Genomic DNA, 25,796 nt, shown 5'->3' on the forward strand with positions numbered 1-25,796 from the left:
GGATGCGGGGACTACCGTGCGCGACGTGCCAGGCGCTCGGAGTCGGAGATCAGCACACTCTTGCCTTCGAGGCGCAGCCATCCGCGGTGCGCGAAGTCGGCGAGCGCCTTGTTGACGGTCTCGCGGGAAGCGCCGACGAGCTGGGCGATCTCTTCCTGCGTGAGGTCGTGGGTGACGCGCAGTGAGCCCGCCTCCTGGGTGCCGAACCGCTGTGCGAGCTGCAGCAGCGCCTTGGCGACACGACCGGGGACGTCCGTGAAGATGAGGTCGGCCAGGTTGTTGTTGGTACGACGCAGACGGCGCGCGAGGACCCGCAGCAGCTGTTCGGCGATCTCGGGGCGGTGGTCGATCCACGCCTTGAGCGCTTCGCGGTCCATGCTGACCGCGCGGACCTCGGTGACCGTGGTCGCGGTGGACGTACGCGGACCCGGGTCGAAGATGGACAGCTCACCGAACATGTCGGACGGGCCCATGATCGTCAGCAGGTTCTCACGGCCGTCCGGCGAGCGGCGGCCGATCTTCACCTTGCCGGAAACGATGATGTACAGGCGGTCACCGGGCTCACCTTCGTTGAAGATGACATGTCCGCGGGGGAAGTCGACAGGCTGCAGCTGCTTGGTCAGCGCCGCTACCGCTGAGGGCTCGACTCCTTGGAAGATGCCGGCTCTTGCCAGGACGTCGTCCACGTGCGCTCCTTGGGAATATTGTTCGTCTGTATGCATATTGTGCGCGATTTGCTGCATGTCGACGATGCCCCGGTGATCCGCGGCGTGTCGCTGTGCAACAGGTACGGCTCTGAAGTCTACGTTGAGACGGCTCGGTCTGAGTGACCGATGCCACGGAAGTCGCAAAAGTTAACCGGATGATGCGTCCGGTGGTGCGTCTTTGCGGGGGTTTCCAGGGGTCAGCTGGCGCGCCGCGAGCCCACTCCGGTGATGTCGGCGTCGTCGGATTCGAAGCCCGACCGCCCCTTGCGACGTCGATGGAAGCGTGCCAATGCGTGGGGGAAACCTTCGTGGGCCAGGGTGGCCACTTCGTCGTGACTTGCCTGGTCGAGGAACTCTTCCACCTCTTGCTGACGAACCGTGAGCCGGCGGAGTCTGAACTCCACCCGCTCCATTGCCAGCGCAAACAGCATCAGCAGCACTGGGAAGAGGACCACAGCGAGACCTTGCATACCGGGAAGTAAACACTGCAAATGTCTCAGAAGCGACACAGCAGCAATTCGGATCGGTCGGGTATCCGTAGAGTTGATCCCGTGCATGCGACCCCCAGCGACGGCTCCGAAGTGCGTGGACGCACCCGTTCGCGGGCCGCGAAGCAGGAAGAAACCCGACTCGGACTCGTCCGGCGCGCCCGGCGGATGAACCGCAGGCTCGCCGAGGCCTTCCCTCACGTCTATTGCGAACTCGACTTCACCACACCCCTGGACCTCGCCGTCGCGACGATCCTGTCCGCGCAGTGCACTGACGTGCGGGTGAACATGGTGACGCCGGCGCTGTTCGCCCGCTACCCCGATGCGAAGGCATACGCGGAGGCCGAACGGACCGAACTCGAGGAGTACATCCGGTCCACGGGTTTCTACCGCAACAAGACGAACTCGCTGATCGGGCTCGGGCAGGCTCTGCTCGAACGCTTCGACGGCGAGGTCCCCGGCAATCTGAAGGACCTCGTGACGCTGCCCGGGATCGGCCGGAAGACGGCCAACGTGATCCTCGGCAACGCGTTCGATGTGCCGGGAATCACCGTCGACACCCACTTCGGCCGGCTCGTGCGGCGGTGGAAGTGGACCGAGGAGGAAGACCCGGTCAAGGTCGAGCACGCGATCGGCGCCCTGATCGAGCGCAAGGAGTGGACGCTGCTCTCGCACCGGGTGATCTTCCACGGCAGGCGCGTCTGCCACGCCCGCAAGCCCGCCTGCGGGGTGTGTGTGCTCGCCAAGGACTGTCCGTCGTACGGGCTCGGCCCGATCGACCCGGATGTCGCCGCCGAACTGGTTCGTGGACCGGAGACGGAGCATCTGCTGCGTCTGGCCGGCAGGTGAGGGTAGATACGAGTGTCTAGTGCAGCGCGGTGGAGTCTGGCCGCCCTCGTGGTCGTGGTGGCTCTCGTCGTCGCGATCTGGCCGCGGGGCGACGACGCGGAGACGCCGTCGTACGAGGACCGGTTCGGTGCGGGCGGCAGCACCCCGACGTCGGTGAGCGCCGATCCCGACGCGCTCGCGGCACTGAGGACGCAGGCGGGCCTGGCTCCGTGCCCCGCCCCGGCGGCCGCGTCCGGGCCTTCGGCGGATCCGGTGCTGTCCGGCATCACACTGGAATGCGTGGGCGACGGCAGTCAGGTGGATCTGGCGGCCGCGCTCGGTGGTAAACCGGCGCTGCTGAACCTGTGGGCGTACTGGTGTGGCCCCTGCGCCGAGGAGCTGCCCTATATGCAGCAGTTTTCGGATCGTGCGGGCGACGCGGTTACCGTGCTTACGGTGCACACCGATCCCAACGAGTCCAGCGCGCTGTCGCGGCTCATCGATTACTCCGTCACCCTGCCCGGTGTGCAAGACGGCGACGGTCGCGTCCGCGTCGCGGTCGGGGCCCCTCCCGTCCTCCCGGTCTCGGTGCTGATCCGGCCCGACGGCACGGTGGCGAAGGTGCTGCCGCAGCCGTTCCGCAGTGTCGACGAGATCGCGGACGCCGTCGAACAGAACCTGGGGGTGGCGGCATGACGTCTTTCGTGGACGGCGTCGCCGTTCCGCCCTGGCTGCGCCGGGTCGTGCACCGCACGCCGGCCGACCCGCACAGGATCAACCCCGTTCTCGATCGGCGGGCACCCCGTGGCGCGATCACCCGTGAGGCCGCGGTGCTCGTGTTGTTCGGCGGTCCCGTCGAGGCGGACCCGCTGATGTCGGGCGGCCTGCCCGCCGACGCCGACATTTTGCTCACCCAGCGTGCGTCCACGATGCGTCAGCACAGTGGCCAGGTGGCATTCCCCGGGGGCGCCAGCGATCCCGGAGACGAGGGACCCATCGCCACCGCGCTGCGGGAGGCCCAGGAGGAGACGGGACTCGACCCGTCCGGTGTCCGCCCGCTCGCCGTGCTCGAGGAGATCTTCATCCCGCCGTCCGGCTTCGACGTCACTCCCGTCCTCGCGTACTGGGAGAAGCCCAGCGCGGTCGGCGTGGTCGATCCCGCGGAGGCCGAACGTGTCGCCCGGGTTCCCGTGCACACCCTGATCGATCCGCGGAACCGGTTCCAGGTGCGCCACCCGGCCGGATACCAGGGGCCCGCGTTCGCCGTCGACGGCATGCTCGTGTGGGGTTTCACCGCCGGCATCCTGGCCGCGCTGTTCGCCGTCTCCGGCTGGGAACAGGAGTGGGACCGCCGCGACATCCGCGACCTCGACACCGTCCTCGCCGAACTCGACAACGACCTCGACGACGACCACCTGACCCACGGTCACGGCCGGCCGGCGGCCGAGCGATGACGGGCTCGCACTGGATCGACCTGGCGATCGTGCTGATCGCCTTCGTCGCCGCGACGTCGGGCTGGCGTCAGGGCGCCGTGGCGTCGGTACTCGCCTTCATCGGCGTGGTGCTGGGCGCGGTCGCGGGCATCCTGATCGCCCCCCACGTGCTGGTGCACGTGGACGAGGGCCGCGGTCGCGTGCTGGTCGGCATCGCCCTCATCGTGGTGCTGGTCATCGTCGGCGAAGTCGCGGGCATGGTCCTCGGCCGAGCCGCGCGGGGAAGCATGCACAGTCCGGTCGCGCGGTCCGTCGACAGCGTGATCGGCGCCTGCGTACAGGCGGTCGCGGTGTTCGTCGCGGCGTGGCTGCTGGCGATCCCGCTCACGTCCTCGTCCCAGCCTCAGCTGGCGGCGGCGGTGCGCGGGTCGACCGTCCTCGAGACGGTCGACAACATCGCGCCCGCCTGGATGCGGCAACTGCCCACCGAGTTCACCGCGCTGCTCGACACGTCCGGGCTTCCCGACGTCATCGGGCCGTTCGGGCGCACCCCCATCACGACCGTCGACCCGCCGGACGCCAGCGTCCTGGAGAGCCCCGTCGCGTCCTCGCTGCAGTCGAGCGTGCTGAGGATCCGGGGTGTTGCCCCGAGTTGCCAGCGCGCGCTGGAGGGATCCGGGTTCGTCGTGGCACCCGACCGGGTGATGACCAACGCGCACGTGGTCGCGGGAACGGCCGGGATCGTCGTCGACACCGCGAACGGGCCGATGGACGCCGAGGTCGTGCTGTTCGACCCGTCCGCCGACGTCGCGGTCCTCGAGGTGCCCGGACTGGACGCGCCCGTCCTGAACTTCGCCCCCGAGCCGGCGCAGACCGGCGACAACGCGCTGGTGCTCGGCTACCCGGGCGGCGGCCCGTACACGGCGAGCGCCGCGCGGGTCCGGGAGATCCTGGACCTCAGCGGTCCCGACATCTACCGGGCGGGCACCGTCCAGCGTGAGGTGTACACGGTCCGCGGTTCCATCCGGCAGGGCAACTCCGGCGGACCGCTCGTCGACAGCGACGGCCGGGTGCTCGGGGTGGTCTTCGGCGCCGCCGTCGACAACAGCGACACCGGGTTCGTGCTCACCGCCGCCGAGGTGTCGCGTCAGTTGCAGGCGGCGTCCGGGGCGTCGGTCGCCGTGGACACCGGGGCGTGCATCCTCTGACGGTCAGGCCGTGCGGGGCGCGACGAGGTCGAGCAGTGCGGCGTTGACGCGTTCCGGGGCTTCCCAGTGCGCGTAGTGGCCCACGCCGGGCACGGTCTGCATCTGCTGGGTGGGTGCGAAGCGGTGGCTGCGGCGCACGGTGTCCGCGAGCACGTACGGGTCGAGGTCGCCGTGCAGGTGCAGGACGGGGATCCGCAGCGTCTGATCCATCGACGCCATGAACCGGCTGCCGTCCGGCCGGAACTGGCTGCGGAACGCCCACCGCTGGTACTCCAGGGTGCAGTGCGCGGTGCCGGGAATCTGGATCGCCGACCGCATCCGTGACACGACGACGTCGAATTCCGGATTCGCGGTCCAGCCGGGGCCGGAGCGTTCGCGGATCAACCGCTCGACCTCCGACCCGTTGTCCCGGGTGAGGCGACGTTCGGGACGCCACGGCACCTGGCAGGAGACGAACGAGGGCAGCAAAGCTTTGCGCTGGTAGCGGTCGTGGAGGACGGCCTGCTTGAGCGCGAGTGGATGCGGCGAGCTGACCAGTGCAATCGACCGGACGAGACGAGCATGGAGGACCGCCGTGGCCCAGCAGACCAGGCCGCCGTCGGCATGCCCGACCAGTGTTGCCTCGCCATAGCCCATCGCCCGGATCAGGCCGGCGATGTCGCCGGCCAGCGTCCACCCGTCGTAGCCGCGCGGCGGTTTGTCGGAATCGCCGTAGCCGCGGAGGTCGACGGCGACGGCCCGGTACCCCTGCTCGGACAGCGCGGTCAGCTGGTGGCGCCACGACCACCAGAAGTCCGCGAACCCGTGCAGCAGGATGACGAGCGGCGCATCCGGTGCGGATGCGCCGACCTCGACGGTGTGGAATCGGATTCCGTTGGCATGGATGTCGCGATGAATCCAGGGGCCGTCGAAACGGACGGTGGACGGATCGGGTGGTGCCACAGGAGCGAATTACCGCGCGTGACGTCCGGTGGGCGATGCGAGATGGGCCTCCGCATCCGAGTACGACGTGGGCAGCACCGTCTTGGCCTGCCTCAGGGAGTCGATGGTCTTCTCGGGTGCGCGGAGTTTGCGTACCCGCAGATAACCGAGCAGCGCGAGGATCGCCGTCACCACGAGCATGATCAGGAAGACGATCAGGAACGCCAGCCAGCGGGCGATCCACACGTCGAGGAGTTCGGCGAGGAAGAAGAAGAAGAAGAACGAGCTGAACAGCAGCACGGTGAACGCGAGGATGAAGAACAGGCTGCCCTGCAGGCCCTTCTTGACCTCACCGGTGACCTCGGCCTTCGCGAGCTCGACCTCGGCGCGGACGAGGGTGGACACCTGCGCGGTCGCATGCTTGACCAGCGTGCCGAGGCTCGCCTCGCCGGGTGTCTGAGCGTCCACGTCCGTGAGCGGGATCGACGACACCGTGTTCGGCACCCCGTCTCCCGTATAACGCGGGCTGTCTCCCTTGCCGTGAGTGATGCTCACTTGTCGACCCCTCCAGGTAGCTCTTGCACGTCCGAGTCATCCTGCCGGGCCGCATGGGCCCGACCGCGTCGCCACAGTAACGCTGATCCGATCAGCGACGCTGTCAACGATGTCACGAGCACCGCGACCTTAGCTATTTCGGCCGCGCTGCCGTCACCGATTCCCGCAAGCGCGAGATCCGCTACGAGAAGGCTAACGGTGAACCCGATCGCACCGAGCACTGAGAGGGCAAACATGTCCCGGAACCCCAGTGCACGCGGTTTCTTCGCGATACCCAGGCGGATCGCGAGCCAGGAGACGCCGAAGATGCCGACGGTCTTGCCGACGAGGAGCCCGGCGATCACGGACTGCGAGATGGGGTCGGTGAACAGCTGCCCGAGGAGCTCGCTGCTGAGGGCGACCCCGGACGCGAACAGGGCGAACACCGGGACACAGAAGCCCGCCGACAACGGCTGGATGCGGTGCTCGAGGCGGGACGCGGGGGATTCGCGTTCGCCGGGGTCGCGCCGCACCCGGGTGAGGAGGCCGAGAGCGACGCCGGCCAGCGTGGCGTGGATTCCGGCTTGGTGCATGCAGTACCAGGCGAACAGTGCGAGCGGAACGTAGAGCAGTGGAGTGGTGATGCGCCGGTGCTGGGCGACGGCGTAGACGACCAGGCACACGGCGGCGCCCAGCAGCCACAGCACGGCGATCGAACTGGTGAACAGGACGGCGATGAGCACGATCGCGAGAAGGTCGTCGACGACGGCCAGGCTGAGCAGGAACACGCGGGCGCTCGCGGGGATGCGGGACCCGGTCAGCGCCAGCACACCCAGTGCGAACGCGATGTCGGTGGCGACGGGGATGGCCCAGCCGCGGTCCATGCCGGGTGTTCCGGCGCCGATCGTCGCGGCGATGATCGCGGGCACCACCACCCCGCCGCAGGCCGCGATGATCGGGAGCAGCGCACGTTTGCGGTCGGCGAGTTCGCCCACCACCAGTTCTCGTTTCAGTTCCAGGCCGGCGACGAAGAAGAAGACCGCCAGCAGCCCGTCCTGCGCCCACGTCCCGACCGTCAGGTTCAGGTGGAGCGCCTCCGGGCCGATCGTCCAGTCGCGCAACGCGAAGTAGGAATCCGAGACGGGGGAGTTCGCCCACAGGAGGGCGACCGCGGCGGCGGCGAGCAGGATCGAACCGCCGACCGTCTCGGTGCGGAGGTAGCGGGAGAGTTCGGAGCGGAGGGGCTGGGTCACCGGGGTCGCTCGCTTTCGATGTGGTCGGGGTACGGCAAATGCTCTGCCGACCAGACTTCCCGGCGTACCGAGGAGAGCTTATCCAATTTGCCAAGCGAAAGACACGAGGTGTTCAATTCCTAAGGAATGGACTATCGTCCCAATAGTTGAAATAGCATCGTGCAGGAGTAAGTCGAGTGAGCAGTGCCGTCGATACGTCGAAGCCAGAACCGGACGGCGGGGCCACCGTCGCCGGCGTACCCAGAAGCCGGATCGTCGTTGCGAGCATGGTGGGAACGTCCATCGAGTTCTACGACTTCTACATCTATGCGACCGCGGCCGTATCCGTGTTCCCGCATCTGTTCTTCCCCAAGGGAAACGGCACCACCGCCCTGCTGGCGTCCCTCGCCACGTTCGGTCTCGCCTTCGTCGCCCGGCCGCTCGGTTCGATCCTGTTCGGCCACTTCGGCGACCGCATCGGACGCAAGACGACGCTCGTCGGCTCACTCCTCACCATGGGCATCGCGACGTTCGTGATCGGTCTGCTGCCGACCTACCATCAGATCGGCATCGTCGCGCCCGCGCTGCTGGCGTTGATGCGCTTCTGCCAGGGTCTGGGACTGGGCGGTGAGTGGAGTGGCGCGGCACTGCTCGCGACCGAGACCGCCCAGAAGGGCAAGCGCGCGTGGGCGGCCATGTGGCCGCAGCTGGGCGCGCCGATCGGCTTCTTCCTCGCCAACGGTCTGTTCCTGATCATCACGCTGTTCCTGGACCACGACAACAGCAGCCCCGACCTGGACGGCGCGTTCCTCACCTGGGGCTGGCGGATCCCGTTCCTGCTCAGCGCGATCATGGTGATGATCGGTCTGTACGTGCGGCTCAAGCTGGAGGAGACGCCCGTGTTCGCCCGCGCCGTCGCGCGCGGCGAGAAGGTGAAGACCCCGATCGCCGAGGTGTTCAAGACCAGCTGGCGTCAGTTGATCATCGGCACGTTCGTCATGCTCGCCACCTACACGCTCTTCTACATCATGACCACCTGGGTGCTGAGTTACGGCACCGGCAAGACCCCCGCGCAGGGCGGCACGGGAGCCGGGTTCCATTACACCGACTTCCTGGTGCTGCAACTGGTCGCGGTCCTGTTCTTCGCGGCCGCCGTCCCCGTGTCGGGGTGGCTGGCCGACCGCTTCGGGCGCCGCATCACGCTGCTCACGATCACCGGGTTCATCATGCTGTTCGGCCTCACGTTCGGTGTCATGCTGAACCAGGACGGCATGGGCAACGCCCGCATGCTCGTGTTCCTGGCAATCGGAATGTTGTTGATGGGAATGACCTTCGGGCCGATGAGCGCCGTTCTGCCGGAGCTGTTCCCGACCAACGTGCGCTACACGGGTTCGGGGATCGCCTACAACACCGCCAGCATCCTGGGCGCCGCCGTCGCACCGTTCATCGCCACCTGGCTCGCCACGTCGTACGGCGTCGGCTGGGTGGGCATCTACCTGCTGATCGCCGCCGCGCTCACGTTCATCGCGCTGCTGGTGATGAAGGAGACGAAGAACGAGTCCCTCGACGACGTAGGGGTGTAGTCCCCGTGCGCCTTTCTGGTAGCAGGAGCAACCAGAAAGGCGCACAGGCGCGGAGCGCCTATAGTTCTTGCATGGCGAAAGCCGTGCTGCTGTCCAGGACGGCCCGGATCCGGCTGCCGAAGCAGGATCTGTGGTCGTTCCTCGCCGATACCGATCGGCTCAATCGCAACATCGATCTGTCGCCGGTGCGCTTCGCTCCGATGCTGGACCGCCGGCGCAAGGGGCACTATTCCGCGGAGACGCGTTCGTACGGGCGGCGGGTGCGGTACGAGGAGTTCCCGTTCGAGTGGGTCGAGGGCCGCTTCTATCAGGTCCTTCGACGTTTCTCCCGCGGTCCGCTCGTGGAGGTGTCCACGGGTGTCCGGCTCCACCCGGCCGCCGACGCCACCGAGGTCGAGGTGTTCGCCCGGATCGTCCCGCGCACCCGGTTCGGGACGATCGCCGCGCGAACGCTGCTGGCGCGCACGGGAATAAGGAAGACGGTGGCGCTCGCGCACGCGCTGGAACGACACGTCCGCGACCCGCGCGCGCATGCCGTCCCCGCCCTGCCGCCGCCGGAGCAACTCGACGCAGGCAGGCTGGAACTCCGCACGGCGCAGCTGTCGCGATCGCACGACGCCCCGAACCTGATCGGGCGCTTGGAGTCCCACTTGCGGACCGCGTCCGACCTGGAGGTGACGGGCATGCGCCCGTTCGAGCTTGCGGACCGCTGGGGTGCCGACAGGATACAGCTGCTGTACGTCTTCCTCCACGCCGCGGACTGTGGTCTGCTGGACCTGAGCTGGAGCGTGCTGTGCCCGGTCTGCCGGACCGCCCGCGAGGACGCCGCCCACATTCGACAGTTGCCGAGCCGCGTCCACTGCGACACGTGCGACATCGCGTTCGACACGGACCTCGCGCGGTCGGTGGAGATCCGCTTCGACGTCAACCCGGCCGTCCGCCGGGCGGAGCGGGCCCGGTACTGCATCGGTGGTCCGGCGAATTCACCGTCGGCGGTGGCTCAGTTGCGGCTCGAGCCGGGGGAGCGGCGCTGCGAGCGACTCGAACTCGACCCCGGGTGGCTGCGCATCCGGTGCTACCAGGTGGGCGCCCCGGTGGCCTGCGAGGTCGGTCCTGCCGGTGGCACGCTTCGGGTCGACTGCGGGCCCGGTGAACTCCGGGTGCGTGATGCGCCCGGCACCGACGGTGCCTGCCTGCTGGAGGTCGCGAACCGGCTGCCCGGTGAGGCGCTGGTGGTGGTCGAGCGGGAGCGGTGGAAGGACGCTGCGGCGACCGGCGCGCTCGTGACGTCGCTCGACGGTTTCCAGGACCTGTTCCCGGATCAGGGGGTGGCGCCGGGCGACGAGATCGGGATCGCGAACCTGGCGGTGCTGTTCACGGATCTGAGCGGTTCGACCGCCCTGTACGAGCGCATCGGCGACGTCCGGGCGTTTGCGTTCGTGCAGAGCCATTTCCGCTACCTGCGTGACGCGGTGGTCCGCGAGAACGGCAGCGTCGTGAAGCAGATGGGTGACGCGGTCATGGCGACGTTCGCCGACGCGCGGGAGGGCTGGTCTGCGGCGGCGTCGATGCAGGCGGGCTGGGACGACTTCCGCCGCCGGCACCTCGGCGACGACGACTCGGTGTCGTTGAAAGTCGGGTTGCACCAGGGGCCCGCCGTGATGATCGACAACGCCGGCCGCACCGACTACTTCGGTGCGACGGTCAACCTGGCGGCCCGGGTGCAGGGCTGTGCCGCGGGCGGCGACATCGTCCTGTCCCGGGCCGTTCACGACGACCCGGAGGTGGCGCCGCTGCTCGCGACGTCCGGCCACCGGTGCGACGTCTTCACCACCGGGCTGAAGGGAATCGGCGAGGAGCAGACGCTGTGGAGGCTTCGCCGCCCGTGAGTGGTTGAGGAGTGCAGAGACTCGTCAACCACTCACGGGGCGCGGAGCGCCCTACTTGCCGCGGATGGCGTCGAAGACCTTGGGGTCGACGAGGGTGGAGGTGTCGCCGAGGTCGCGGCCTTCGGCGATGTCCTTGAGCAGGCGCCGCATGATCTTGCCCGACCTCGTCTTGGGGAGTTCGGGGACGATCGTGATCTGGCGGGGCTTGGCGATCGGGCTGATCTCCCGGGACACCTCGGCCTTGAGTTCGGCGATGAGGGTGTCGCCGGTGTTCTCCACACCTTCGCGGAGGATGACGAACGCGACGATGCCCTGGCCGGTGGTCTCGTCGGCGGCGCCGACGACGGCGGCCTCGGCGACCCCGTGGTGTCCGACGAGGGCGGATTCGACCTCGGAGGTGGAGATGCGGTGTCCGGAGACGTTCATGACGTCGTCGACGCGGCCGAGCACCCACAGGGCGCCGTCCTCGTCGTACTTGGCACCGTCACCGGCGAAGTACCAGCCCTGCTCGGGGTAGCGGGACCAGTAGGTGTCGCGGTAGCGGTCCATGTCGCCCCAGATGCCGCGGAGCATCGCCGGCCACGGCTTGTCGAGGACGAGGTAGCCGGAGCCGCCGGCGCCGAGTTCGTTCGCGTCGTCGTCGACGATCTTCGCGGAGATGCCGGGCAGCGGTGCCATCGCGGAGCCGGGTTTGGTGGCGGTGATCCCGGGCAGCGGGGAGATCATGATGGCGCCGGTCTCGGTCTGCCACCAGGTGTCGACGATCGGGGCCTGGTTGCCGCCGATCACCTCGCGGAACCATTTCCAGGCCTCGGGGTTGATGGGTTCGCCCACCGAGCCGAGGAGCCGGATGCTGGACAGGTCGTGGGCGTCGGGGATGTCGCGGCCCCACTTCATGAATGTGCGCACCAGGGTGGGTGCGGTGTAGTAGATGCTGACACCGTATTTTTCGATGATCTGGAAGTGGCGGTGCTCGTCGGGGGAGTTCGGGGTGCCCTCGTAGACCACCTGGGTGACGCCGTTGGACAGGGGCCCGTAGACGATGTAGCTGTGGCCGGTGACCCAGCCGATGTCGGCGGTGCACCAGTACACGTCCTGGCCGGCCTTGTGGTCGAAGACGTTGTGGTGGGTGTAGGAGGCCTGGGTGAGGTAGCCGCCGGAGGTGTGGATGATGCCCTTGGGTTTTCCGGTGGTGCCGGAGGTGTAGAGGATGAACAGCGGGTGCTCGGAGTCGAACGGGGTCGCCTGATGGGTGCCGGAGGCCTTGTCGACGGTCTCGTGCCACCACAGGTCCCGGCCCTCGGTGACCGCGACGTCGATGCCGGTGCGCTTGACGACGAGGACGTGCTCGACGGACGCGGCCCCGTCGACCGCCTCGTCGACGGCGGGCTTGAGGGGTGCGGCCTGGCCGCGGCGCCACTGCCCGTCGACGGTGACGACGAGCTTGGCTTCGGCGTCGTCGATGCGGGAGCGCAGGGCGCTGGCGGAGAAGCCGGCGAAGACCACCGAGTGGGTCAGGCCCAGGCGGGCGCAGGCGAGCATGGTGACGATGGCCTCGGGGATCATCGGCATGTAGATCGCGACGCGGTCGCCGGCGACGAGTCCGAGGTCGGTGAAGGTGTTGGCGGCCTTGCTGACTTCGGTGAGCAGGTCGTTGTAGGTGAGGTCGCGGGTGTCGCCCGGTTCGCCTTCGAAGTGGATGGCGACGCGGTCGCCGTTGCCGGCGAGAACGTGCCGGTCGACGCAGTTGTAGGCGACATTCAACTCGCCGCCGACGAACCATTTCGCGACGGGTGCGTCGGACCAGTCGAGTACCTCGGAGAAGGGCGTGTGCCAGTGCAGGCGCTCGGCCTGTGTCGCCCAGAATGCGAGTCGGTCCTCGTCTGCGGCAGCCTGCAGTTCGGGGCCGGCGTTGGCCGCGGCGGTGAACTCGGGGCTCGGCGGATATACCTGCGGGACGGCATCAGAGTGGTCCGACTGATCCGTCGCTCCGCTCGCCTGTGCGGCATTCCCCGTCGCTCCGCTCGCCTGTGCTGCACTGGTCATTGTGGGCCGGCCTTCTTTCCAGTCTCGAATTCGGCACTTCTAGCACGTGTGAGGGTAGTCACAAGGGCTCCCGAGCGCACCGTTGCACAAGGTTGCATGCCCATATTCTGCGACGATCGGTCGAATGGGCGCGACGGACGGCAAGCGCGGACGACGAGTGGCGACCCCAGCGCCGACGATGTTTCGATCGGATGCCGATTCCGCGAGTTTCACCCGTCGTGGCCACACAGATTGAAACGTTGACTTATCGTCATCCCATCGTTCGGGCTGCGCCCGGCACGGCTGCCCGGAACCATGCAGATCTGGGAGGATCGTCTTGCGCATCACACGTGTGGCAACCGCCGTTCTGGCGGTTGGCCTGGCAGCAGGGATGCTGTCCGCCTGCTCGTCCGGTGACTCGACGGGCGGGGGTGGCAGCGGAATCGTCAACGCCTGGGCAGGTGAACCGCAGAATCCGTTGATTCCCACCAATACCAGCGAGAATCAGGGTGGCCGCGTCGTCGATGCGCTGTTCGCGGGGCTCGTCTCCTACGACTCCGACGGTGGAGTGAACAACGAGGTCGCCGAGTCCATCGAGACGACCGACGGCAAGAACTTCACCGTGAAGCTGAAGGACGGCTGGACGTTCACGGACGGCACGCCGGTGACCGCGGCCTCGTTCGTCGACGCCTGGAACTACGGCGCGCTGTCGACGAACGCGCAGCTCCAGGCGTCCTTCTTCGACCCGATCCAGGGCTACGACGAGGTCGCTGCCGAGAACCCCACGGCGCAGACCATGTCGGGACTGAAGGTGGTCGACGATTCGACGTTCACGATCGAACTGAAGCAACCCGAGTCCGCCTTCCCGGACCGTCTCGGTTTCGCCGCGTACTACCCGCTGCCCGCGGTGGCGTACCAGGACATGGCCGCGTTCGGCGAGAATCCCATCGGCAACGGGCCATACATGATGTCGGGTCCCGGGGCGTGGCAGCACAACGTGCGAATCGACACCGTCGTGAACCCCGACTACAACGGCAACCGTAAGCCGAAGAACGCCGGCGTCGACTTCGTCATGTACAACAGCCTCGACACGGCATACACGGATCTGCTCGCGGGCAATGTCGACGTCCTCGACCAGGTGCCGCCGAGTGCCGTCACCACGTTCGAGACCGACCTGCCGGGTCGCACCGTGAACCAGCCGTCCGCGACCATCGAGACGTTCACCATCCCGGGCCGTCTACCGCATTTCAGCGGTGAGGAGGGCACGCTGCGCCGGCAGGCCATCTCGATGGCGATCAACCGAGACCAGATCACCCAGCAGATCTACAACAACACCCGCACCCCCGCGCTCGACTTCACCAGCCCCGCCATCGAGGGCTGGTCGGATTCGCTCGTCGGCAACAGCAACCTGAAGTACGACCCGGAGGCGGCGAAGAGGCTGTGGGCCCAGGCCGACGCCATCGCCCCGTGGTCGGGCAGTTTCGAGATCGCGTACAACGGCGACGGCGGCCACAAGGAATGGGTCGACGCCACCGCCAACAACATCCGCAACACCCTCGGAATCGACGCGAAGGGCAAGGAGTATCCGACGTTCGCGCAGATCCGCACGGAGGCCACCAACCGGACCATCCCCAGCGCGTTCCGTTCGGGGTGGCAGGGCGACTACCCGCAGCAGTACGGCTTCCTCGCGCAGAACTACCAGACCGGCGGCAGCTCCAACGACGGCGACTATTCGAACCCCGAGTTCGACCGGCTGCTGCGAGCCTCCGCGGGTGAGGTCGATCCCGGAAAGGCGCAGGACCTGCTGAACCAGGCGCAGGAGGTTCTCCTGCACGACCTGCCCGCGGTCCCGACGTGGTACCGCAACGCGGCGAGCGGCTGGTCCGAGAACGTGTCGAACGTGGTCATCGACTGGAAGGGCATCCCGATGTACTCGGACATCGAGAAGAACTGACGCACGGGAGTTTTCTCCGACGGGTGGGGCCGCGAGCTGTCAGTTCGCGGCCCCGTTCGGGAATACGGGCCGAGGCTCCGGATTCCTGACGTCACGGCCCCCGACGAATAGGAGGTGATCCGATGCTCTGGTACGTCGGTCGCCGTTTGCTCCAGATGATTCCCGTGTTCATCGGGGCCACGTTCCTGATCTACGCGATGGTTTTCTTGCTGCCCGGAGACCCGATCGCGGCATTGGCGGGCGACAAGGCCCTCAGCCCCGCGGTGGCGGCGCAGCTCCGCGCCCGGTACCACCTCGACCAACCGTTCCTGATGCAGTATTTCCTGTATCTGAAAGGCATCTTCACGCTCGACTTCGGTACGTCCTTCTCCGGTCGCCCGGTCAGCGAGGTTCTGGCGCAGGCCTTTCCGATCACCATCAAGTTGTCTCTGATGGCACTCGCGATCGAGGGGATCTTCGGGATCGGCTTCGGCCTGTTCGCCGGGCTCCGCAAGGGCGGCATCTTCGACAGCACCGTCCTCCTCGTCAGCCTGGTGATCATCGCGATCCCGATCTTCGTCATCGGTTTCCTCGCCCAGTTCTTCATCGGCGTGAAGTGGGGGCTGGTGCCGCCGACGGTCGGGGGCAACACCAGCTTCAAGAATCTTCTGCTGCCCGCCTTCGTCCTCGGGTCGGTGTCGTTCGCGTACGTGCTCCGGCTCACGCGGACGTCGGTCGCCGAGAACCTCACCGCCGACTACGTGAGGACCGCGACCGCCAAGGGTCTTTCGCGGCGCCGGGTGGTGCAGGTGCACGTGCTGCGGAACTCGCTGATCCCGGTGGTCACCTTCCTCGGCGCCGATCTCGCCACCCTGATGGGCGGCGCGATCGTCACGGAGGGCATCTTCAACATCAACGGTGTCGGCGGCACGATCTATCAGGCGGTCACCCGCGGTGAGGCGCCCACGGTGGTGTCCTTCGTGACGGTGCTGATCGTCATCTATCTGCTCGCCAACCTGATCGTCGACCTCCTGTACGCCGCGCTCGACCCGAGGATTCGTTATGTCTGAGAAAGTGGAGAACGAGTCCGCCGGAACGGGCGACCGGAAGACCCGTCAGGCGCATTTCGTGGCGCCCGAGGAAGTGGCGGCGCCCGGGGAGACCGACGCCGTCCACATCGACCAGCCGCCGACGAGCATGTGGTCGGATGCATGGCGCGATCTGCGTAAGCGCCCGCTGTTCCTGGTCGCATCGGTGATCATCGTCGTGGTGATCGCCGTGGCGGCGTTTCCGGACGTGTTCACCAGCACCGACCCGCGGTTCTGCGATCTCGCGTTCAGCATGCAGGGGCCGTCGGCGGGGCACTGGTTCGGATTCGACAAGCAGGGCTGCGACATCTACTCCCGCACGATCCACGGGGCGCGGGCGTCGGTGCTGGTGGGTGTCGGCGTCACGTCGATCGTGCTCGTGGTGGGCGTGGTGTTCGGTTCGGTCGCCGGGTTCTACGGCGGCGCGGTGGACTCGCTGCTGTCCCGGGTCGCCGACATCTTCTTCGGCATTCCGCTCATCCTCGCGGCGATCGTCCTGATGCAGCTGTTCACCAACCGCACCATCTGGACGCTGATCGTCGTCCTCGCCCTGTTCGGGTGGCCGCAGATGGCGAGAATCGCTCGGGGCGCGGTGATCTCGGCGAAGGGCAACGACTACGTGATGGCGTCGCGGGCGCTCGGCGTCTCGAACGTGCGCACCCTGATCCGGCACGTGCTGCCGAACTCCCTCGCTCCGATCATCGTGATCGCGACCATCTCCCTCGGCATCTACATCGTGGCCGAGGCGACGCTGTCCTTCCTCGGCATCGGGCTGCCGTCCACCGAGATCTCGTGGGGCGGAGACATCAGCACCGCCCAGGTCACCCTGCGCCAGGGTTCGCCGATCCTGTTCTACCCGGCGACCGCCCTGGCGATCACGGTCCTCGGCTTCATCATGATGGGCGACGCTCTCCGGGACGCGCTCGACCCCAAGGCCCGGAAGAGGTGAGCGCGATGACCGCGAACGATCCGGCCGGACCGCAGAATTCGGCCGACGAGGTGCCGCTGCTCGAGATCCGGGACCTGGAGGTGTCGTTCCAGTCCCATTCCGGGCTCGTGCCCGCGGTGCGTGGGGCCAGCCTCACGGTGTATCCGGGGCAGACGGTGGCTATCGTCGGTGAGTCCGGTTCGGGCAAATCCACCACCGCCCACGCGATCATCAACCTGCTGCCCGGAACGGGAAAGGTGACCGGCGGCCGGATCCTGTTCGAGGGGCAGGACCTCGCGGAGGCGCCCGAGCGGGAGTTCGTCGCACTGCGCGGGAAGAAGATCGGCCTCGTCCCGCAGGACCCGATGTCCAACCTCAACCCGGTGTGGAAGGTCGGGTTCCAGATCGAGGAGGCGTTGGAAGCCAACGGGATCGCGAAGGGCAAGGCCGCGAAGGCGCGGGCCGCCGAACTCCTCGAGGAGGCGGGCCTCGCCGACGCCGAGAACCGGCTGGGCCAGTATCCGCACGAGTTCTCCGGGGGCATGCGCCAGCGCGCGCTCATCGCCATCGGGCTGTCGGCCCGCCCGCAACTGCTGATCGCGGACGAGCCCACGTCCGCCCTCGACGTGACGGTCCAACGTCAGATCCTCGACCACCTCGACGGTCTCACCGACGAACTCGGCACCGCGGTCCTGCTCATCACCCACGACCTCGGTCTGGCGGCCGAGCGGGCGGAGCACCTGATCGTGATGAGCAAGGGACGGGTGGTCGAGGCGGGGCCGGCACTGGAGATCCTGCAGCGGCCGCGTCACCCGTACACCCGGAAACTGGTGGCCGCGGCGCCGTCGCTGGCGTCGCAACGGCGGAGTTCTTCGCTGGCCCGGGCGGACATCCGGGAGCACGCGCTCGAGGTGGTGGGCGAGGCCGAGGAGCACGGGCAGATCGGCGTCGAATTCGGCAAGGCCACCGACGACGTGGTCGTGGCCACCGGGCTGACCAAGGTGTTCAAGATCCGCCACGGGCTACGGAAGTCCACCGACTTCACCGCCGTCGACGACGTCTCGTTCGCGGTCCGGCGTGGGACGACCACGGCCATCGTCGGCGAGTCGGGGTCGGGCAAGTCGACGGTCGCGCAGATGGTGCTGGGACTGCTCGCTCCGACGGCGGGGAATGTGGTGTTCGACGGCAAGGACGTCGCGACGCTGGACCGCAGGGAGACGCTCGCGTTCCGCCGGCGGGTGCAGCCGATCTTCCAGAACCCGTACGGCACGCTCGACCCGATGTACTCGATCTTCCGCACCGTCGAGGAGCCCCTGCGCACCCACAAGGTGGGGACAAAGGCGGAGCGGGAAGCGCGGGTACGCGACCTGCTGGACAAGGTGGCGTTGCCGGCTTCTGTCATGCGGAGGTTCCCGAACGAGTTGTCGGGTGGCCAGCGGCAGCGGGTGGCGATCGCCCGGGCGCTGGCGCTGCAGCCCGAGATGGTGGTGTGCGACGAGGCGGTGTCGGCGCTCGACGTGCTGGTCCAGGACCAGATCCTCACGCTGCTGAACGACCTGCAGGCGGAGCTGGGGCTGACGTACCTGTTCATCACCCACGACCTGGCGGTGGTGCGGCAGATCGCCGACGACGTGCTCGTCATGTCTGTCGGCGCGATCGTGGAGAAAGCCACCACCGACGAGGTCTTCACGTCGCCGAAGGAGGAGTACACGCGGAAGCTGCTGGACGCGATTCCCGGCGGATCGATCCGGCTCGGCGCCTGACCCGCGGCGGCGCCGGGTAGCGTTCCAGTACGTGAGCGACCCGTTGCAGCCCCTCGTCGACCTTCCCGGTGTCCGCGAAGCCGCGGACCGTGCGCGCGACGCGCTCGGCGCGGTTCACCGGCACAGGACCAACCGGCGCGGCTGGCCGACCACGGCGGCCGAGGCGGCGGTCCGGGCGGCCCGCGCCTCCGCGTCGCTGGACGGGGGCAGCACCGAACTGCCCGCCCCCGGCGAGGCCGGCGACCCCATCCTGTCGGGTGCCCTGCGCGTCGGGCAGGCTATCGACGGTGACGCCCTCACGCTTCTGCAGTCCACGTGGCAGCGGGCGCCCCTGCAGGCCCTTGCCCGGCTGCATCTGCTGGCCGCGGCCGACCTCGTGGAGGATCAGGAATTGCTCGGCAGGCCGCGAGCCGGGTCCGGCGTCGCGGAGCGGCTGGACGGTCTGGCTCAGCTCGTGACGGGAGGAACCGCTGCACCCGCGCCCGTTCTGGCGGCTGTGGTGCACGGGGAATTGTTGACGCTGAGGCCGTTCGGGGTGGGCGACGGCATCGTCGCGCGCGCCGCATCCCGTCTGGTCTCGGTGTCGAGCGGGCTCGATCCCCACAATCTCGGGGTTCCGGAGGTCAGCTGGCTGCGCCGGCAGCAGGCGTACCGCAACGGGGCAGCGGCCTTCGCCTCGGGCGAGCCGGACGGGGTCGGGAGCTGGGTCGTCCTCTGCTGCGGTGCGCTGGAGGCCGGGGCCCGTGAGGCCACGTCCATCGCGGAAGCGGCGGCAAGTTAACTCGAATCCGTTGCACTGCAACATGTTCCCGAACATGTGAAACGGGCGGCGCTGCCGACTGGTGTCGACTTCGCCGCCCGATAGCACGGACAACCGGTTACCAAGCGTGCAATGGTGGGTTGTGTGGGTGGCCTCGGCGAGAGTCCGAATATCGTCGGGTCGTCCTTGCAACCTGTGCAGGGTCCTTGCCGGTGAAGACTCGAGTCTCGCAGGCCCACAACGCTTTTGCCCTTATAGTGGCTTATGCTTCGCGTGGGTGCCTAGTGCCCGTGCTGGGAATCCTGGTCGGGAGATCGATCCTTCTCTTCTGGGTCGACCTTGGCCTTCCGTTCTTCCGTAACTCCTTTGTACCCCGTGACCCCCCTCACAGCAAGTATCAAATTAGGTTTGTGACCGTGTCGCGGGTTGCGGCGGTCAGCGCTTGCGGCGCAACACTCCATAGGTGAATGCGCCCGCCACCAGGGCCCCGACGCTCACCGCGGCGGTGGTCGCCAGGGTGGTGGCGGACGGCGCCTGGAGGCGCGCCCTGAGGGAGACCGGATTCGAGAAAGTCAATATGGGCCAACCGTTTCCGGCCGCGGCCTTCCGGAGCGCCCGGTCCGGGTTGACGGCCGTCGGGTGGCCGACCGCGGTCAGCATCGGCAGGTCGGTCACGGAGTCGGAGTAGGCGTAGCATGCCGACAGGTCGTAGTGGTATTCGTCGGCCAGTTGCCGCATCGCCTCGACCTTGCCCTCGCCGTAGCAGTAGAACTCCACCTCGCCCGTGTAGAGCCCGTCCGCGACCGCCATGCGGGTGGCCATGCTGCGTGTCGCCCCGAGTGCTTCGGCGATCGGCGTCACCACCTCCTCGCCCGACGCCGAGACGACGATGACGTCGTGACCCCGCAGCTTGTGGTCCGCGATGAGGTCGGCGGCCTCCGCGAATACCAGGGGGTCGACGATGTCGTGGAGGGTCTCGGCGACGACGGACCGGACCTGCTCCACGTTCCAGCCCGCGCACATGCTCGTGAGGTAGGCGCGCATCCGCTCCATCTGATCGTGGTCCGCGCCCGACAGCAGGAACAGGAACTGCGCGTAACTGCTCTTGAGGACGGACCGTCGATTGATCAGGCCCTGGTCGAAGAACGGTCTGCTGAACGCGAGGGTGCTGGATTTCGCGATGATCGTCTTGTCGAGGTCGAAGAATGCGGCAACCCGACCCGTCTCGGTGTGTCGACCTGTCTTGGCACTTCTCTGTGGCTTCGCGGTCACAATTTCCAAGGATATGCGGACTTCGGCCCGGGGTGCGCGTTCCGTGTCACGGCCCGGAACAGGGGCGTTCGGTATCTCCGACACCGTAAAACATTTGAACAGTTGAACTTGCAAATACTGATCTGGGGAGGTGTAGTATTGCTGATGTCCGGATTTGATCCGGACGATGTTCAGCCCGACCCCCCGGGGCTGAACACTGACGACCCTCGCCTCCTCCCCCCCTGGCGAGGGTCGTCCTCTGTTTGTGGGCGCTCTGCCATCCTTCGCTCTCTGCTCTCTAGAAATTGGTGCGGTAGTACCAGTTCTTATCCCCAGCCCCGAAGTTGTCCACAATTCGCAAAGGGCACCTTTCCGCGGTCTCCGGCAGCGGGCACGCTCGCTGCATGGACGCACATGACGGTGGCGAAGTGCTGGTTCTGGTAGACGATCCGGCGCTGCTGCACAGCATCAGGCGCGTGGCGGCAGCGGCCGACCGGACGCTGAACGAGACCGACGTCGCCGACGCCCGGCACGCCTGGGGCAGCGCGCCGATCGTCGTGCTCGACGCGCGTGCCGCCGCCGCGTGCCGCAACCGGCTTCCACGCCGGCGGCGGGTCGTGCTGCTGTGCGACGGGCCGCCGGGCATCGACGAGTGGCGGATCGCGACAGCGGTCGGTGCCGAACACGTGCTGGCCGTGCCCGACGACGAGTCGGCCCTGGTCGCCGTTCTCGGCGAGCAACCCCAGCGGCCCGAAGCGGACGGAACCGTCGTCGCCGTGGTCGGCGGGTGCGGCGGAGCCGGCGCCTCCACCCTGGCGGCGGCGACCGCCCTCACCGCGGCGGCGCGGTCGCAGCTCACACTGCTGCTCGACACCGACTCGTGGGGATCCGGGCTCGACGTGCTGCTGGGCATCGAGGACGTGCCCGGACTGCGGTGGTCGGGACTGTCGATCGAAGGCGGCCGGATCTCTTCGGGCGCGCTCCGGGACGCGCTGCCCGCTCGAGGCGAGCACCTGCGGGTCCTCGCCTGCAGCAGGACCGGGCACGGCGCGGGACCGACGGCGGCCGCGGACCGCGCCGTCACCGACGCCGGGCGTCACGCCGGCGAACTGGTCGTGTGCGACGTGTCGCGGTTCCCGGGTCCGGTCACGGAGGCCGTCCTCGAACTCGCCGACCTCGTGGTTCTCGTCGTGCCCGCGACCGTCCGGGCCTGCATCGCCGCGGGGAAGGTGTCGCAGTGGATCACCGAACGGAATCCCAATCAGGGACTCGTGGTCCGTGGCCCGGCACCTGGCGGGCTTCGCGGGGCAGACGTGGCGGAGGTCCTCAACCTGCCGCTGATCGCGTCGATGCGCGCCGAGCGCGCGCTCACCGGAATGCTTGAACACGGCGGTCTGCGGCCGGGGCGGCGCTCCCCGCTGGGCGCCGCGGCCGAGGCGGTCCTCGACACCGTCGGCAGCAGACCGCGCACACGGGAGTGGGCGGCATGAGTTCCCTCGTCACCCCCGACCTCCTCGACCGGGTGCGCGAACGCCTCGCGCACACGTCCGGCGAGCCGACACCCGCGACGGTTGCCGCGGCCATCCGGACCGAGTCCGGCGGCGTGCTCGGCGACACCGACCTGCTCGGTGCGTTGCGGGTGCTCATGACCGAACTCACGGGCGCAGGCCCGCTCGAGTCGCTGGTGACGGAGCCTGGTGTCGCGGACGTGCTCGTCACGGCGCCGGACCGGGTGTGGGTGGACCGCGGCCGCGGACTCGAGCGCGCAGCGGTCCGGTTCACGGACGAAGCAGCCGTGCGCCGACTCGCCCAGCGACTCGCGCTGTCTGCCGGCCGCCGCCTCGACGACGCCCAGCCGTGGGTCGACGGAAGGCTGCGGGACGTCGGAAACGGCTCGTTCGGTGTACGGCTTCATGCCGTACTGGCGCCCGTCGCTCAGGGCGGCACCTGCCTGTCGCTGCGGGTGCTGCGCCCGGCCACCCAGGGGCTGGGTGCGCTCGTCGCGGGCGGCGCCGTGACCGAGGCGGCCCACGATCTGCTGGTGAAGATCGTGCACGCACGCCTCGCCTTCCTCGTCACCGGCGGCACCGGGGCGGGGAAGACCACGCTGCTGGCCGCGTTGCTGGGTGCGGTGGACCCGGCGGAACGGATCGTGTGCGTGGAGGACGCCGCAGAGTTGGCGCCGACGCACCCGCACGTGGTCAGGCTGGTGGCCCGGGCACCCAACGTCGAGGGCGTGGGCGAGGTGACCGTCCGGGACCTCGTCCGTCAGTCCCTCCGTATGCGACCCGATCGGATCGTCGTGGGCGAGGTGCGCGGCGCGGAGGTGGTCGACCTGCTGACGGCGCTCAACACGGGGCACGACGGCGGCGCCGGGACGGTGCACGCCAACTCGCCAGAGGAGGTGCCCGCCCGGCTCGAAGCGCTTGCGGCACTGGGCGGAATGGACCGCGCGGCGCTGCACAGTCAGCTGGCCGCGGCCGTGCAGGTGATCCTGCACGTCCACCGGTCGTCGAGTGGAGCGCGGCAGTTGACGCAGATCGGTGTCGTCACTCGCGACGAGCACGGACGCGTCACGATCGTTCCCGCCTGGAGTCACGACAGGGGGGAGGGGCCGGCGGTGGACCGGCTCCGCCTCTGGTGTTCTCGGCGGGAACGGTCGGCTTCTCCTCGGGAGGCGTCGTGATCGCAGGTCTGGTGGTGCTTGCGTGTGCGGTACTGGCGGTGCCGTCCGCGCGGTCGCGTCCGCGCTTGCTCGCGGTGACCGGGCGGGGAGGTTCCGGGCGGCGGATGCGTCTGCCCTGGGCGGTTCCGGCGGCGGTCGTCTGCGCTCCGGTCGTGTACGAACTCGGCGGGATCTGCGCGGTTCTGGCGTCGGTGATCGTCTGTGCGACAGTGCGGTTCAGGTCGGTGCGACGTCGGTCGGCGAAGGCGAAGGACGCCGATCTGCGCGTCGTGCTGGCGGGCCTCGAGGTGGTAACGGCGGAACTTCGGGTGGGCGCGCATCCCGCCGCGGCATGTCAGACCGCGGCCGACGAATCGGTGGGCAGTGTGTCGGCGGCGTTCCGGGCCGCTTCGGCGCGCTCGCGGCTCGGGGGATCCGCCGCCGACGGGTTCCGGATCGCGGACTCCCGTGTCGGCACCGAGTTGGGGCGGATCGCCGACATCTGGGCGGTGGCCGACGCGCACGGTCTCGCGCTGGCGGAACTGCTCGAGGCGGCGCGGACGGACCTCCTGGGGCGCAGTCGCTTCCGTCAGCGGACCGAGGCGTCCCTCGCCGGAGCGAGGGCGACGGCGACCGTGCTGGCCGGGCTGCCGCTCCTGGGTGTCGGTCTGGGTCAGATGATGGGGGCGTCCCCGCTGGCGGTGCTGTTCGGCGGCGGGGTGGGCGGCATCCTGCTGCTGCTCGGTGCGGGATTGGTGTGCGCGGGACTGCTGTGGACCGACCGGATCACCGGGCGGGTGACGGGATGATCTGGGGCGCGGTACTTCTCCTCGCCTGCGCCGTGTTGGTTCTCCCCGCACCCAGATCACCGGTGCAGCGACTGCGCGGCGACACCGGCGGTCCGGGCAATGCGGTGGCCACGGCGGACGACCCCGCGCGCCGCGAGGACCCGCTCGCGACCGCCGCCGCCTTCGACCTGCTGGCAGCGTGCCTGCGCGCAGGGTTGCCGGTCGCGACCGCGGCGCAGGCCGTGTCGCGGTCCGCGCCGGCGCCGCTGTCGGAATCGCTCCGCCGCGCCGCAGACCTACTCGCGCTGGGGGCCGACGCGGCGACCGCGTGGGAGGCGGCGGCGTCGGACCCGGCCACCGAATCGCTCGCTCGGATGGCGCGACGGTCGGCGGCATCGGGTTCGTCGCTTGCCGGTTCGATGACGGAACTCGCCGCCGACGGCCGAACCCAGGTCGAGCATCTGGCGGCGGCATCGGCCGAACGAGCGGGTGTGCTCATCAGCGGTCCGCTCGGGTTGTGCTTCCTGCCGGCGTTCATCTGCCTCGGGATCATCCCGGTCGTCGTGGGGCTCGCCTCGCGCGTGCTGGACGGCGGGTTGCTGTGACACGCAGACACTTCCGGCGCAGAACCGCTGCGCCGGACACTCTGAAGGGGGAACACCATGAAACACGGAATCCGGTCTCTGGCGGCAGTGCGGGCACTGACGGCGCACCTCGCGCTGCTCGCGACGGACGAGGACGGCATGTCGACCGCCGAGTACGCCATCGGCACCATCGCGGCCGCGGCGTTCGGGGCCGTCCTGTATTCGGTCGTCACCGGCGACAGCATCGTCACGGCGTTGACCAACATCATCGACAAAGCGCTGAACACCGCGGTGTGATGAGGTCCGCCGAGAACCTGCGCCGGTCGGAGGCAGGCGGCGTCACGGTGGAGGCGGCGATTGCGATCGCGTCGATCGTCGCGGTGGTCGTGCTGTGTGTCGGCGCGATCACCGCGGTGACGCTGCACGTCCGGTGTGTCGATTCGGCGCGCGAGGCCGCCCGGCTCGCCGCCCGCGGAGATCACGAGTCGGCGATCTCCGCGGCGGAGCGGGTGGCCCCGGGCGGCGCCGAGGTGTCGGTACGGACCGAGGGGGAGTTCGTCGTCGCGACCGTGCGGGCACACAGCCCACTTCTTCCGCTGGTGGACATCTCCGCGGAGGCGGTGGCCGCTCTCGAACCAACGGTGCCGGGGTGGAGCGGGGGAAGCCGGTGAGGTCGGGGATCTCCGACGACCGCGGTGCCGCGACGGTGCTGGCGTGTTGTGCGCTCGCGGCCCTGGTGGTGGTCACGGCGATGCTGGTGCACGTCGGTTCGGCGGTGGCGGTGCGGCACCGGGCGCAGTCCGCCGCGGATCTGGCCGCTCTCGCCGCGGCCGTCGGTCTGGACCGCGGCACCGACGCGGCGTGCGACGCGGCGCGGGAGGTCGCGGGGCGGATGCGCACCGAGGTCGTGTCCTGTGAGGTCGACGACTGGGCCGTGGAGGTCGCGGTCACCGCGCCGGTGCTGCTGTCCGTGCCGGGGGTCCGGGACGCCCGGGCGGTGGCGAGGGCGGGCCCCGCGGAGTGACGTCGACGGCGGGGCGGCACTGGTGGCGGCCCATCGCTCCAGCGTGCGCGGGGTTTCCCGGATTATGACCAGATCGGTAATAATCCCCGGCTGGAGAAGTATTGGACGGCATGGATCCTGTGATGCGAGTCTCACTGAAGCGAGCTGGTTTCCATTCACACCAC

The 25,796-nt window shown here is 68.7% G+C and carries 25 protein-coding genes; 18 read left to right on the forward strand and 7 right to left on the reverse strand.

The window, feature by feature from the left end:
* Positions 1-11: 11 nt before the first annotated feature.
* A complete protein-coding gene (locus tag JWS14_RS23405) occupies positions 12-686 on the reverse strand; it encodes a Crp/Fnr family transcriptional regulator (protein WP_005256089.1) in 675 nt (224 codons plus the stop codon).
* A 218-nt stretch (positions 687-904) separates the two neighbouring features.
* Positions 905-1,177, reverse strand: coding sequence for a hypothetical protein (locus tag JWS14_RS23410; protein ID WP_072938063.1), 273 nt, complete (start codon positions 1,175-1,177; stop codon positions 905-907).
* Between the two features lie 21 nt (positions 1,178-1,198).
* On the opposite strand from JWS14_RS23410, the gene nth reads away from it, so the two are divergent.
* Genes nth through marP form a run of 4 tightly spaced genes read left to right on the forward strand, consistent with a single transcriptional unit; the run spans position 1,199 to position 4,664 of the window.
* Positions 1,199-2,044 (forward strand): endonuclease III, encoded by an 846-nt coding sequence (nth, locus tag JWS14_RS23415; RefSeq protein WP_072938061.1) that lies wholly within the window; start codon positions 1,199-1,201, stop codon positions 2,042-2,044.
* A 12-nt stretch (positions 2,045-2,056) separates the two neighbouring features.
* Positions 2,057-2,719 (forward strand): TlpA family protein disulfide reductase, encoded by a 663-nt coding sequence (locus JWS14_RS23420; protein ID WP_095862957.1) that lies wholly within the window; start codon positions 2,057-2,059, stop codon positions 2,717-2,719.
* Positions 2,716-3,477, forward strand: a complete 762-nt coding sequence (locus tag JWS14_RS23425; protein WP_206014494.1) for an NUDIX hydrolase — start codon at positions 2,716-2,718, stop codon at positions 3,475-3,477. Before JWS14_RS23420 ends, JWS14_RS23425 begins: the two co-directional genes overlap by 4 nt.
* Complete coding sequence (gene marP / locus JWS14_RS23430) at positions 3,474-4,664, forward strand: acid resistance serine protease MarP (protein ID WP_072938056.1); 1,191 nt, start codon at positions 3,474-3,476, stop codon at positions 4,662-4,664. Before JWS14_RS23425 ends, marP begins: the two co-directional genes overlap by 4 nt.
* A gap of 3 nt (positions 4,665-4,667) precedes the next feature.
* Here the strand turns inward: marP and JWS14_RS23435 are convergent, their stop codons facing one another.
* From JWS14_RS23435 to nhaA, 3 genes are read right to left on the reverse strand one after another with little or no spacing between them, the layout of a single operon-like run.
* The gene (locus JWS14_RS23435) at positions 4,668-5,606 is read right to left on the reverse strand and encodes an alpha/beta fold hydrolase (RefSeq protein WP_206014495.1); all 939 of its coding nucleotides are present in this window, start codon (positions 5,604-5,606) and stop codon (positions 4,668-4,670) included.
* Between the two features lie 9 nt (positions 5,607-5,615).
* A complete protein-coding gene (locus JWS14_RS23440) occupies positions 5,616-6,140 on the reverse strand; it encodes a phage holin family protein (protein WP_072938053.1) in 525 nt (174 codons plus the stop codon).
* The gene (gene nhaA / locus JWS14_RS23445) at positions 6,137-7,372 is read right to left on the reverse strand and encodes a Na+/H+ antiporter NhaA (protein ID WP_206014496.1); all 1,236 of its coding nucleotides are present in this window, start codon (positions 7,370-7,372) and stop codon (positions 6,137-6,139) included. Before nhaA ends, JWS14_RS23440 begins: the two co-directional genes overlap by 4 nt.
* 176 nt (positions 7,373-7,548) lie before the next feature.
* Between nhaA and JWS14_RS23450 the strand changes: the two genes are divergently transcribed.
* Positions 7,549-8,934 carry an MFS transporter gene (locus tag JWS14_RS23450; RefSeq protein WP_072938050.1) on the forward strand — a complete coding sequence of 462 codons (1,386 nt, stop codon included), beginning with the start codon at positions 7,549-7,551 and terminating at the stop codon, positions 8,932-8,934.
* 71 nt (positions 8,935-9,005) lie between these two features.
* Positions 9,006-10,823: an adenylate/guanylate cyclase domain-containing protein gene (locus tag JWS14_RS23455; RefSeq protein ID WP_206014497.1), complete on the forward strand. Its 1,818-nt coding sequence runs from the start codon at positions 9,006-9,008 to the stop codon at positions 10,821-10,823.
* A gap of 51 nt (positions 10,824-10,874) precedes the next feature.
* On the opposite strand, the gene acs is transcribed toward JWS14_RS23455, so the two are convergent.
* The gene (gene acs / locus JWS14_RS23460; RefSeq protein ID WP_206014498.1) at positions 10,875-12,869 is read right to left on the reverse strand and encodes an acetate--CoA ligase; all 1,995 of its coding nucleotides are present in this window, start codon (positions 12,867-12,869) and stop codon (positions 10,875-10,877) included.
* Positions 12,870-13,185: 316 nt separating this feature from the next.
* Between acs and JWS14_RS23465 the strand changes: the two genes are divergently transcribed.
* The 5 genes from JWS14_RS23465 (at position 13,186) to JWS14_RS23485 (ending at position 19,341) form a co-directional block, all read left to right on the forward strand.
* Positions 13,186-14,802, forward strand: coding sequence for a peptide ABC transporter substrate-binding protein (locus JWS14_RS23465; RefSeq protein WP_072938044.1), 1,617 nt, complete (start codon positions 13,186-13,188; stop codon positions 14,800-14,802).
* A gap of 122 nt (positions 14,803-14,924) precedes the next feature.
* The gene (locus JWS14_RS23470) at positions 14,925-15,851 is read left to right on the forward strand and encodes an ABC transporter permease (protein WP_072938042.1); all 927 of its coding nucleotides are present in this window, start codon (positions 14,925-14,927) and stop codon (positions 15,849-15,851) included.
* On the forward strand, positions 15,844-16,818 hold the full coding sequence (locus JWS14_RS23475) for an ABC transporter permease (RefSeq protein ID WP_072938040.1): 975 nt from the start codon (positions 15,844-15,846) through the stop codon (positions 16,816-16,818). The genes JWS14_RS23470 and JWS14_RS23475 overlap by 8 nt, the downstream gene beginning before the upstream one ends.
* 5 nt (positions 16,819-16,823) lie before the next feature.
* Positions 16,824-18,560, forward strand: a complete 1,737-nt coding sequence (locus JWS14_RS23480; protein ID WP_241031449.1) for a dipeptide ABC transporter ATP-binding protein — start codon at positions 16,824-16,826, stop codon at positions 18,558-18,560.
* Between the two features lie 31 nt (positions 18,561-18,591).
* Positions 18,592-19,341, forward strand: a complete 750-nt coding sequence (locus JWS14_RS23485; RefSeq protein ID WP_206014499.1) for a Fic family protein — start codon at positions 18,592-18,594, stop codon at positions 19,339-19,341.
* A 414-nt stretch (positions 19,342-19,755) separates the two neighbouring features.
* Here JWS14_RS23485 and JWS14_RS23490 read toward each other — a convergent pair whose 3' ends face one another.
* The gene (locus JWS14_RS23490) at positions 19,756-20,592 is read right to left on the reverse strand and encodes an HAD-IB family hydrolase (RefSeq protein WP_072938036.1); all 837 of its coding nucleotides are present in this window, start codon (positions 20,590-20,592) and stop codon (positions 19,756-19,758) included.
* A 383-nt stretch (positions 20,593-20,975) separates the two neighbouring features.
* Between JWS14_RS23490 and ssd the strand changes: the two genes are divergently transcribed.
* Genes ssd through JWS14_RS23525 form a run of 7 tightly spaced genes read left to right on the forward strand, consistent with a single transcriptional unit; the run spans position 20,976 to position 25,632 of the window.
* Positions 20,976-22,061: a septum site-determining protein Ssd gene (ssd, locus tag JWS14_RS23495; RefSeq protein ID WP_206014500.1), complete on the forward strand. Its 1,086-nt coding sequence runs from the start codon at positions 20,976-20,978 to the stop codon at positions 22,059-22,061.
* Positions 22,058-23,257 carry a TadA family conjugal transfer-associated ATPase gene (locus JWS14_RS23500; RefSeq protein WP_206014501.1) on the forward strand — a complete coding sequence of 400 codons (1,200 nt, stop codon included), beginning with the start codon at positions 22,058-22,060 and terminating at the stop codon, positions 23,255-23,257. The genes ssd and JWS14_RS23500 overlap by 4 nt, the downstream gene beginning before the upstream one ends.
* Positions 23,254-24,045: a type II secretion system F family protein gene (locus tag JWS14_RS23505; RefSeq protein ID WP_095863579.1), complete on the forward strand. Its 792-nt coding sequence runs from the start codon at positions 23,254-23,256 to the stop codon at positions 24,043-24,045. The genes JWS14_RS23500 and JWS14_RS23505 overlap by 4 nt, the downstream gene beginning before the upstream one ends.
* A complete protein-coding gene (locus tag JWS14_RS23510; protein WP_072938032.1) occupies positions 24,042-24,629 on the forward strand; it encodes a type II secretion system F family protein in 588 nt (195 codons plus the stop codon). The genes JWS14_RS23505 and JWS14_RS23510 overlap by 4 nt, the downstream gene beginning before the upstream one ends.
* Before the next feature lie 57 nt (positions 24,630-24,686).
* A complete protein-coding gene (locus tag JWS14_RS23515; protein WP_012691430.1) occupies positions 24,687-24,905 on the forward strand; it encodes a DUF4244 domain-containing protein in 219 nt (72 codons plus the stop codon).
* On the forward strand, positions 24,905-25,279 hold the full coding sequence (locus JWS14_RS23520; protein WP_206014502.1) for a TadE family type IV pilus minor pilin: 375 nt from the start codon (positions 24,905-24,907) through the stop codon (positions 25,277-25,279). The genes JWS14_RS23515 and JWS14_RS23520 overlap by 1 nt, the downstream gene beginning before the upstream one ends.
* Entirely contained in the window at positions 25,276-25,632 is a 357-nt protein-coding gene (locus JWS14_RS23525; RefSeq protein WP_206014503.1) for an Rv3654c family TadE-like protein, read from the forward strand. Before JWS14_RS23520 ends, JWS14_RS23525 begins: the two co-directional genes overlap by 4 nt.
* Positions 25,633-25,796: the final 164 nt, after the last annotated feature.

It is taken from the genome of Rhodococcus koreensis, from assembly GCF_017068375.1.
Lineage (GTDB): Bacteria > Actinomycetota > Actinomycetes > Mycobacteriales > Mycobacteriaceae > Rhodococcus_F > Rhodococcus_F koreensis.

What these genes read in the sequence shown, in the direction of transcription:
- JWS14_RS23410 (WP_072938063.1), bottom strand. Translation starts at nt 1,177, where the DNA reads ATGCAAGGTCTCGCTGTGGTCCTCTTCCCAGTGCTGCTGATGCTGTTT.
- nth (WP_072938061.1), top strand. Translation starts at nt 1,199, where the DNA reads ATGTCTCAGAAGCGACACAGCAGCAATTCGGATCGGTCGGGTATCCGT.
- JWS14_RS23425 (WP_206014494.1), top strand. Translation starts at nt 2,716, where the DNA reads ATGACGTCTTTCGTGGACGGCGTCGCCGTTCCGCCCTGGCTGCGCCGG.
- marP (WP_072938056.1), top strand. Translation starts at nt 3,474, where the DNA reads ATGACGGGCTCGCACTGGATCGACCTGGCGATCGTGCTGATCGCCTTC.
- JWS14_RS23455 (WP_206014497.1), top strand. Translation starts at nt 9,006, where the DNA reads ATGGCGAAAGCCGTGCTGCTGTCCAGGACGGCCCGGATCCGGCTGCCG.
- acs (WP_206014498.1), bottom strand. Translation starts at nt 12,869, where the DNA reads ATGACCAGTGCAGCACAGGCGAGCGGAGCGACGGGGAATGCCGCACAG.
- JWS14_RS23470 (WP_072938042.1), top strand. Translation starts at nt 14,925, where the DNA reads ATGCTCTGGTACGTCGGTCGCCGTTTGCTCCAGATGATTCCCGTGTTC.
- JWS14_RS23475 (WP_072938040.1), top strand. Translation starts at nt 15,844, where the DNA reads ATGTCTGAGAAAGTGGAGAACGAGTCCGCCGGAACGGGCGACCGGAAG.
- JWS14_RS23480 (WP_241031449.1), top strand. Translation starts at nt 16,824, where the DNA reads ATGACCGCGAACGATCCGGCCGGACCGCAGAATTCGGCCGACGAGGTG.
- ssd (WP_206014500.1), top strand. Translation starts at nt 20,976, where the DNA reads ATGGACGCACATGACGGTGGCGAAGTGCTGGTTCTGGTAGACGATCCG.
- JWS14_RS23500 (WP_206014501.1), top strand. Translation starts at nt 22,058, where the DNA reads ATGAGTTCCCTCGTCACCCCCGACCTCCTCGACCGGGTGCGCGAACGC.
- JWS14_RS23510 (WP_072938032.1), top strand. Translation starts at nt 24,042, where the DNA reads ATGATCTGGGGCGCGGTACTTCTCCTCGCCTGCGCCGTGTTGGTTCTC.
- JWS14_RS23515 (WP_012691430.1), top strand. Translation starts at nt 24,687, where the DNA reads ATGAAACACGGAATCCGGTCTCTGGCGGCAGTGCGGGCACTGACGGCG.
- JWS14_RS23520 (WP_206014502.1), top strand. Translation starts at nt 24,905, where the DNA reads ATGAGGTCCGCCGAGAACCTGCGCCGGTCGGAGGCAGGCGGCGTCACG.